Origin of the sequence: Pseudomonas sp. RIT-PI-q (assembly GCF_001297125.1) — a bacterium.
Lineage (GTDB): Bacteria > Pseudomonadota > Gammaproteobacteria > Pseudomonadales > Pseudomonadaceae > Aquipseudomonas.
Genome location: NZ_LHPC01000050.1, coordinates 98,448 through 107,321, shown reverse-complemented (window position 1 = coordinate 107,321; position 8,874 = coordinate 98,448). Strand labels below are relative to the sequence as shown.

The window sequence follows — 8,874 nt, the reverse complement described above, 5'->3', positions numbered from 1 at the left end:
CATGAGCCGGATGGCCACCCGATTACGCAATGCCAGTTTTGCCACGTTACTGGGCCTGTGTGCCAGCAGCGCCTTTGCCCAGTCACCCGCCGAATTCATCAACGATGCATCGGCCCAAGGCATGGCCGACATCGAAGCCAGTCGCCTGGCGCACCAGAAAACCGAATCAAAAGAGGTCAAGGACTACACGATCGTCGTCATCAACGATCGCACCACCGCCAACCAGCACCTGGCGAAAATCGCCAAGCAACTCGATTTGCCGGTAGCCCCACGCGAAGAGGTGGTCGACAAGGCCAAGGCCTTGATGCCAGAAGTGATGGACGGCGCGTCGTTCGATCAGGCCTACGCTGCCAGTCAGGTGAAAACCACCCAGGAAGCCATCGACCAGCTTCAGCAGGAAGCGCAGACCACCGACGTACCGGAAATCAAAGCGTTCGCCGAAGAAACCCTGCCCAAACTGCAAAACCACCTGCAAATGGCCAGGGCGCTGCAAGCCAGTCGTTAGCCATCGGAGCGCGCGGGTGACCTTGGGTCGCCCGCGAATCCCTGATCAGCATTGATTCAAATTCGGCTTGTCTTTGTCCTGCACGACGGCCCCGTCCACTGAAATCGTTTCGCCTTCGCCAAGGCTTCGATACTGCTTCCTCAGCGCTTCCAACTGCTTCAGATCCAGCGCTTCGAGCCCCAGCATCGCGTTCTGCGCGTCCTTCGTCACCCGCAGCAACTCATCGATTTTCAAATGCAAAATGTCCGTGTCGCGGTTCTGGGTGTTCTGGATCAGGAACACCATTAGGAACGTGATGATGGTGGTCGAGGTATTGATGATCAGTTGCCAGGTGTCGTTGAAGTGGAAAATCGGCCCACTCAACCCCCACAGGAATATCAGAACAATCGCCCCCAGGAACGTCTTGGGGCTGCCGGCCCATAGGGCGAGTTTCTGTGCGACTTTTGCGAATTTCATTGCCGTGTTCCTTGTAGGGATGCGCCTGATTTTGTGACAGCGCCGGCAGGATGAAAATTCTGATTAAAAGTGGATGGCCAGTGAAAAACCGGTTTTCAACTACGACACAAACCTTGTAGCAGCTGGCGAAGCCTGCGTTCGGCTGCGCAGCAGTCGTAAAACCAGAGCATGCGGTACTCCTGAAGGAACACATTGCAAGACTTCACGACGGCTGGATAAAGAGAGAACCTCTCTTTTCCCAATTCCTGACTGGAATCTTTCTTTGTACCGGTTTGTGGCTAGTATCAATGGCAGTCAATTTGCCAGCACGCAAATACACGGATCGAAACCAGGAAGAGGCCGCACATGGAATTTTTCGAAAAGTTAGCAAGTCTCGCCGCCAAAGTTCGTTTGCAGAGCGCTGCAATCCAGACGGAAGAGGCGACGAAGAACGCTTTTGTCATGCCCTTTATCAGCACGGTACTGGGCTACGATGTTTTCGATCCGACTGAAGTGACTCCCGAGTTTGTTTGCGATATCGGAACGAAAAAGGGCGAGAAAATTGATTACGCAATCATGAAAGCAGGAGAGGTCCAAATCCTCATCGAGTGCAAAAAAATAGGTGAGCCGCTGCACATCAATCACGCCTCTCAGTTGTTTCGCTATTTCCATGTCACCAGCGCCCGAATCTCCATTCTCACCAACGGCCAGGTCTACAAGTTTTTCACTGACCTGGATGCGCCCAACAAGATGGATGAGAAACCCTTTCTTGAGCTCGATCTTCTCGACATCGACGAGTATTCCGTTCCCGAGTTGGTCAAGCTCACCAAGTCAGCGTTCGACGTTGATTCGATCATCAGCGCTGCGGGTGAATTGAAGTACGTCAGCCAGATCAAAAAGGTCATTGCTTCGCAGGTCAGCAAGCCCGATGACGATTTTGTGAAAGTGTTTGCGTCGCGCGTGTACGACGGGGTGATTACTCAGAAGGTCCGTGAGCAGTTTCATGAGCTAACGAGAAAGGCCGTGGTGCAGTTTCTAAACGACCAAATCAATGACAGGCTCAAGTCGGCCATGAGTGGCGCGATTCAACCCACTTTGGCCTCATTGCCAATTTCATCCGGTGGTGCTGAGCAGCCGGATGTGCGGGACGAGTCAGAGGACAAGGTGCTAACAACCTTGGAAGAGCTGGAGGGCTATCACATCGTCCGAGCCGTGGTTAGGTCTGTTGTCGATGCAAAGCGGATTGTTCAGCGCGACACCCAGAGCTACTTTGGCATTCTGCTCGACGACAACAACCGCAAACCGATCTGCCGCCTGCACTTCAATCGTTCACAGAAATACATCGGCATATTTGACGAAGAGAAGAATGAAACCCGGCATCCAATAAATTCGATAGATGACATCTACGACTATTCGGACCATTTGAAGAAGACTGTTGGATATTACGACTAGCTCCTTTAATTGTGGCGACAACTACTTCAGCTACACGCAACCTTGTAGTTGGATGGACTCGCCCAAGCCAGCGTTCGGCTGCGCAGCAGTCGTGAAACCTGAACATGCGGTATTCCTGAAGGACCGCATTGCCTGATTTCACGACTGCTGCGCAGCCGAACGCAGGCTTCGCCAGCTGCTACGGACCGCGTTTTAGTCCACCAGCATGACCTCAACGCCAACTGAAGTACCCCAGCGTGATAAATGTCTGGTTGCAATCTTCAGGGGAGGGCAGATCGGCAGTGGCGCTGTATCCTCTTGAACGGTTGTTGAACAGAACGCACCGACAGGAGAACGCAATGAGTTGGTCCGCCAAACAATACGTCGCTTTTGAAGATGAACGCACCCGTCCCGCCCGTGACTTGCTGGCGGCCATCCCCGGTACGGACGTGCGCTCGGCCATCGACATCGGTTGCGGCCCCGGTAACTCGACCGAGTTACTGGTGGAGCGCTTTGCCAACGCCTCGGTGCGGGGGCTGGACAGTTCAACCGATATGATCGAGGCCGCGCGTAAACGCTTGCCGCAGGTGCAGTTCGATATCGCTGACATCGATACCTGGAATGACAGCGGCCCGTTCGATGTGATTTTCGCCAACGCGGTGTTGCAGTGGCTGCCCGATCACGCAGCGTTGCTGCCTTCGCTGGTGAATAGACTGGCACCGGGCGGAAGCCTGGCGATTCAGATGCCCGACAACCTCAACGAACACTCGCACCGCTTGATGCGTGAAGTCGCGGCGCAAGGTCCGTGGGCCGGCAAACTGTCCGGCGCCGCCGGGCAGCGCACGGAAATGGCCGATGCCAGCGGTTATTACTCGATGCTCAAACCTCACTGCACCCGTGTCGATGTGTGGCGCACCACCTATCATCATCCACTCGCGGGCGGTGCTTCGGGGGTGGTCGAGTGGTTCAAGGGCAGCGGCTTGCGGCCGTTTCTCGATCCGCTGAATGAGGCGGAGCGGGCGCAGTATCTGAAGCAGTATCAGGCAGCCATCGAGCAGGCCTATCCGGCGTTGCCGGATGGTTCGGTGTTGTTGCCGTTTCCGCGGTTGTTTCTGGTGGCGACTCGCTGATGTGAAAAAGGGACAGATGCGTTATCTGTCCCTTTCTTGGCCGCTGAGCAAATCACTGCGGCTTACCTTTCTTTGAGCGCCTGGCACTCAAGTATTCAAAAGCAAATGAAGCAAAGCCGAACAACCCGATCATTGAAACGATCATGATTCCCAACTCTGAACTGTCCATGGCGATCTCGGTGCGAAGGGTGAGCCGGGAGAATAAGGTATCTATTTGCGGGCGAAACGCCTTGCTACGGCTTCTTTACTGGGCTGCCAAGATCTTTACGCAAACTGTACGAGTGGCCCTCAGCGTTGCACGCCAACCAGCAGCATCATGGGTCGTTCCCGCTCTTCTGCCAGCGCCGGTTGCGCCGCGACCTCTGCATCGGTCGGCCCCCATTCATTGACGTGCTGGATTATGAACCCCGCCGCGATCAAGGTATTGAGTAACGTGCCCACGGTTCGGTGTTGCTTGATCACACCTTCCGCCAGCCAGTGGGTTATGCGCTCGCCTTCCATTTGATAACTGTCCAGCGGCCAGCGTTTGCGGCCGTCGGCATCGGTGATCCAGCCAGGGTTACGCGGCGCCATGAAAATCGGATGTTCGATGGAAAACACGAAACGCGAGCCGGGTTTGAGGGCTGCGTGGATGTTGGCGAACAGCCCCGGCAGGTCCTTGATGTAGTGCAACGCCAAAGAGCTGTAGGCCAGATCGAAACTGGCGGCTGGCAGGTCTAGATGCTCCAGATCAGCCCGAGCGTATTGGATGTTGGTCGTCGAAGTTGTCTTGCGCGCTTGCGCCAGCATTTTTTCCGAAACGTCAAGCCCGAGTACGCTGTCGGCGCCTTGCTCACTGGCCCAACGGCAGAACCAGCCGTAGCCGCAACCGAGGTCTACTGCCTTCAGGTTTTTCATCGGCGGCAGCATTGCCTTCAGCGCGGGCCATTCTGGTGCGGAGTCGAGGCCGCCAACGGAGCGAGCCATCTGGCTGTAGCCCTGGAAGAATCCGGGATCGTCGTAGATGTTTTGGGTCATGGGCGGGGGGCTCTGTACTTGCGCTATGAAGCGTAAAGGGCACCCCGAAAGGCGCCCGATAAACATCAGGACGGTTCTGCATCCATGCGCCGAGCGATGACATCCAGCACATCGCAACCATCACGCAAGGGTATGGCGCACAACAATGCGAAGTCGCTGAGGATGACCGAGTCCGTGCTGATTTCACCGCGCATCGCGAGATTTTCGAGAACCTGCGTCACGGCGCTGATTCTGTAACTGGCGCTGCTGAGCAGTGAGTGCAACGGTTGAGTGGTGTTGACGTAAAAGGTGGGTAGATCGTCGGTGTTGCTGGTTAAAGCCATGTATTCATTCATGAGTAGAACTCCATTGGGATAAGAGGGTCTACCACTCAATCGTCGCCAAACGAAAAAGGGTGGTAGCTGTACGCAGGTTGGCGAACCGGCCAATGGACAACCCGGCAGACCCTGAGGTCTCCCGCGCACAGCCACCAAAAAACGGGTAGCAAAGTGCTGTAAAGCGATCCGAAAACTGATCGGAGGCTTTGTACATTGGAATCGAGTCGCCAAACCCGAAGCGCCATTTGGCGCCGGCTAGACTATAGGCCTCGATGCAAATGCACAGCAATGCGCAAGTCTACGGACATTTCCCAGACTAGTGTAGGACGTTGCTTTTTCTGAATATCGGCCTCGTTCGGGATCCCGAAGAGTGGGCAATCGGCACTCAAAATTGGCATGTGTGCATGCTGTTACCGGGGAAGGACTAGCGTTTACCAAATCCAACCCACAAAAAAAACGGCCACAAACGGCCGATTTTTTTGTCACTACACCTAGCGAGTTTTTGCGTCATTTTGCTAACGCTACTTCACGCTCTCCTGCGTGTCAGGCAACACCCGCGAGCAAGCTCTCGTAAGGAATTCTCAATCCGTCGTGCAGACGTTTGATCATCGCCAAGCTTAATTTGCGCTTACGGTTCAGCACTTCGGATACGCGCCCGCTCGTACCGATGAAGGGTTCCAGGTCTCGAGGGGTCAGGCCTTGTTGATCCATGCGAAATTTGATGGCTTCAATCGGGTCGGAGGGCGGCATTGGGTAATGCTCGTCTTCGTATTTTTCGATGAGCAGCGCCAGAATTTCCAGTTCATCGCCTTCAGGCGACCCCATTTCTGCTCCCCATAGTTGCTCTACGCGAACAAATGCGGCGGTCAGGTCTTCTTCGCTGCGAATAGGTTTAATGTTCATTACACGGTCTCCGCGTTGATCTGATCATACTGGGCGTGGGTGCCAACGAACCGTATGAATCCTAGCTGTCGCTGATAATCGATTGCCAGAATTACTCGGTATTTGTTGCCGCCAATGTTGAATACAACCCTGCCGCCCTTAAGGATGCTGGCCGTTCTCAGTTCCGCCTTGACCTCTTGTGGCGTGCAATAGATGGCCTTTTCCATATGTCGATACCATTCAACAAGTGGCGTTTCGGCGTCAGTGTAAGCCGGACTGCTTTCCCAGAATTCCCGCAAGGTTCCTTTTGCTATCACTCGCACTGCACATCCTCCCGTTTTGGGAGATGGTAGTCCTCGCTTTGGAGAGATGCAATCTGATATCGATGAGAGGGGCATGATCTACCGAATTCTGCCCACAAAAAAACCGGTCATTTGGACCGGTTTTTTTGGCTCGTTTGCGGCTTGAAACCAACTTGCATCGACGAAACTCTTTACTGAGCCAAGAAAAACGTTAACAGAGGATCGATCTCATGCGAAGACGCTAATCTCAGGTGTGAAAATATTAATGCCGGAAGAAATTTGATAATAAATCCGTGTTTTGCGAGAAAAACGCTAACGGAAGTCACTGCCTCAGAAAGCGAAACCCCAGACACAAAAAAACCGGCCATCAAAGACGGTTTTGTTCTTTTCTGCATCCCCGTCAAAAAACGACGTGAGACTGAAAAAATGATTGGCGCTGGTGAAGGGATGATCAGTTGGCATCACCGAAAAACAGCTAACGCTCTTTCATACGTAACTCTCAGATTTTGCCTACCAACCAAGCGGGAGTCACCCGCTATCCACTGCTTAGTCGATAGGAAATAGTGCCACGCAGAACGCACTGCACGATTGGTGATGCGCGATGATGTTTGACAGACTTTGCCGGCTTCGCAGAAAGCGAAACTCTAATTCCCCTGTTGCATTCACTTTGCACCGTCTGTTGAAGTCCGGTTTTTACCGTTACGGGTACGTTCGCACCGTGCGTGATGCACGGGCTTTCCTTGAACAAGCAGGAGTTACTCTGTGAACGTCATGAATTATCAAGGCTACGCCGCCCGAATTGACTACAGCGATGAAGACGGTCTGTTTGTCGGCCACATCGCAGGTATCAAGGATGTCGTCGGGTTCCACGGAGAATCTGTCAGCGAGCTTCGAGCTGCGTTTGAAGAGGCGGTGATTGATTATCTGGAGACGTGCGCCAAACTGGGTCGTGCACCGCAGAAGCCCTATTCTGGAAATCTCAGCCTGCGTCTCGCCCCCGCGCTCCATGCATCCGTCGCCGTAAAAGCACAGCTAGCTCACAAGAGCATCAACCAGTGGGTGGCTGACGTGCTTGATCGTGAGGCGCACGCCTGAAGACAGACTGCGGCCGCTGAGCGTGTATTTTTTGCCAGTGGCTTTGGCCTGACGAATTTTGAAATCGGTGAGCCTATATGTCCAACCCTCAGAATTGGAGTTGGATGCGATGGTTATCCCTTGGGGATATCTCCTCCAGCCACAATGCGATACGCGAAAATACCGCAATGATGTACCACTTTATGTACCAAAAAAGACCGGTAGTCAGAGGTTTTCGCTGGATGTCACTGGAATGAGGCTAGGAAAAAATCCGTATTAGCTCAGTGACTGGCATGCGTTCCGTGGAGTTGTATAGACGTCCATGGAAAGACGATGTGGAGCGGGTGAAGGGAATCGAACCCTCGTTATCAGCTTGGGAAGCTTGGGGGGATGGTGTTTCAAATTGGTGCCGGATGTATGCTTGTGCCCCGCCTGGCCCACTAAATCGGGACTTTTAGGGCAAGTGGCGATTTCAAGCTGTTTCAGCGATTCGCCCTATATTCCAGACATACAGCCCCCAGCAACGGCCCCCAAATGCTCACAGAGAAACAAATCAAGGCAATGAAGCCTGCGGAAAAGGAATACACGGTCTCGGACGGCCGTACAGCCCGAGGAGAGGGTGTGCTGTTTCTGCGGGTGCGTCCGAACGGGACGAAGGAGTTTTACTTCCAGCGCTACAGCAGTGGCAAGAAGATCAAGAGCAAGCTCGGCACCTGGCCAACGCTCGGTTTAGCTGACGCACGGGACCTGTGCCGCGCCGAAAAAGAAGTAGTGCTCGCGGCCGGCACTTTTCAGGAAGTCATGGACGGTTACCTCACCAAACTGAAAGGGGAAGGTGCCGCTTCCGTTGAGGATGTGAAGTGGTCTTTTAAGCACTACGTTTCTGAACCCTTCCCAAGCCTGGTGAAGCTTCCTGCTGTTTTGATCGGTCCAGGTGAAATCCGGGACATCATAGCCAAGATGATTGCGAATGGAGTGACCACGTATTGCAACCGGCTTCGATCGCAACTGCACGCGGCTTTTCAAGTGGCTTTGGAGCAGGAGTTCAACCCGCGCAGCTATCAGAAAAACGATGTGAAGTTCGGGATCAAAAACAACCCGGTGGCAAGCGTGCCCGTGCAGGCCGACTGGGAGAAACCAGGTGATCGAGCCCTGTCTACCGCCGAACTTGCGCACCTCTGGCAAATGCTGCCCGAGCAGTTAAGCGTAGTCACGGCCGAACTGATCAAGTTCTTGATTGCGTCAGGTGGCCAACGTCCGGAACAGTTGCTCGCGACCGAGCGCCGGCAATACCTCAAGGACCATTTAATTATTCGCAATAAGAAAGGACGCGGGGCTGAGGGCGAACGCTCGTTGCATGTTGTGCCTTACAACAAGCTGATGCGCCAGAGTCTGAAGGCCATGAACGAAATTAACGCAGCGAGCGCATATCCCTTTGAGGGGAAAGTGCCAGATAGCTCGTTGCACGCCAACTCATTGTCCCGCGCGGTAACCAAACTTTGCAGCCGGCATCCGGAAAAGTTCAATGGCCCATTTACCATGCGGGACTTGCGGCGGACCTGCAAAACGTTGATGGGGACCGCTAAGCTGACGAAAGAGTTGCGCGATCGGATCCAGGGACATGCCTTCGGAGATGTGGCATCAAAACATTATGATCGCTACGACTATTTCGATGAGAAACAGCACGGCCTGCAACGTTGGGCCACTTGGCTGCAAAAAAACGTTATAACCGCCAAATTGGAATAGGTAAAGTGTCTACAACATGACTGTATAAAAGGGAG

10 protein-coding genes are annotated in these 8,874 nt (G+C 53.8%); 5 read left to right on the top strand and 5 right to left on the bottom strand.

Features of this window, described 5'->3' with window-relative positions:
- Position 1 precedes the first annotated feature (1 nt).
- Positions 2-505, top strand: a complete 504-nt coding sequence (locus tag AEQ67_RS26650; protein WP_059406754.1) for a DUF4142 domain-containing protein — start codon at positions 2-4, stop codon at positions 503-505.
- Between the two features lie 45 nt (positions 506-550).
- Here AEQ67_RS26650 and AEQ67_RS26645 read toward each other — a convergent pair whose 3' ends face one another.
- On the bottom strand, positions 551-961 hold the full coding sequence (locus tag AEQ67_RS26645) for a low affinity iron permease family protein (RefSeq protein WP_059406753.1): 411 nt from the start codon (positions 959-961) through the stop codon (positions 551-553).
- Positions 962-1,306: 345 nt separating this feature from the next.
- On the opposite strand from AEQ67_RS26645, the gene AEQ67_RS26640 reads away from it, so the two are divergent.
- Positions 1,307-2,392 (top strand): type I restriction endonuclease, encoded by a 1,086-nt coding sequence (locus tag AEQ67_RS26640; RefSeq protein ID WP_059406752.1) that lies wholly within the window; start codon positions 1,307-1,309, stop codon positions 2,390-2,392.
- A gap of 338 nt (positions 2,393-2,730) precedes the next feature.
- Positions 2,731-3,501, top strand: coding sequence for a trans-aconitate 2-methyltransferase (gene tam / locus AEQ67_RS26635; RefSeq protein WP_059406751.1), 771 nt, complete (start codon positions 2,731-2,733; stop codon positions 3,499-3,501).
- Between the two features lie 288 nt (positions 3,502-3,789).
- On the opposite strand, the gene AEQ67_RS26630 is transcribed toward tam, so the two are convergent.
- From AEQ67_RS26630 to AEQ67_RS26615, 4 genes are all read right to left on the bottom strand, one after another.
- Positions 3,790-4,518 (bottom strand): class I SAM-dependent methyltransferase, encoded by a 729-nt coding sequence (locus AEQ67_RS26630; RefSeq protein WP_059406750.1) that lies wholly within the window; start codon positions 4,516-4,518, stop codon positions 3,790-3,792.
- A 65-nt stretch (positions 4,519-4,583) separates the two neighbouring features.
- Complete coding sequence (locus AEQ67_RS26625) at positions 4,584-4,853, bottom strand: hypothetical protein (RefSeq protein ID WP_059406749.1); 270 nt, start codon at positions 4,851-4,853, stop codon at positions 4,584-4,586.
- A 525-nt stretch (positions 4,854-5,378) separates the two neighbouring features.
- Positions 5,379-5,738, bottom strand: coding sequence for a helix-turn-helix domain-containing protein (locus AEQ67_RS26620; protein ID WP_059406748.1), 360 nt, complete (start codon positions 5,736-5,738; stop codon positions 5,379-5,381).
- Positions 5,738-6,040: a type II toxin-antitoxin system HigB family toxin gene (locus AEQ67_RS26615; RefSeq protein ID WP_059406747.1), complete on the bottom strand. Its 303-nt coding sequence runs from the start codon at positions 6,038-6,040 to the stop codon at positions 5,738-5,740. Before AEQ67_RS26615 ends, AEQ67_RS26620 begins: the two co-directional genes overlap by 1 nt.
- Before the next feature lie 741 nt (positions 6,041-6,781).
- Here AEQ67_RS26615 and AEQ67_RS26610 point away from each other — a divergent pair.
- The gene (locus tag AEQ67_RS26610) at positions 6,782-7,114 is read left to right on the top strand and encodes a type II toxin-antitoxin system HicB family antitoxin (RefSeq protein WP_059406746.1); all 333 of its coding nucleotides are present in this window, start codon (positions 6,782-6,784) and stop codon (positions 7,112-7,114) included.
- A 513-nt stretch (positions 7,115-7,627) separates the two neighbouring features.
- Positions 7,628-8,839, top strand: a complete 1,212-nt coding sequence (locus AEQ67_RS26605) for a tyrosine-type recombinase/integrase (protein ID WP_059406745.1) — start codon at positions 7,628-7,630, stop codon at positions 8,837-8,839.
- Positions 8,840-8,874 lie beyond the last annotated feature (35 nt).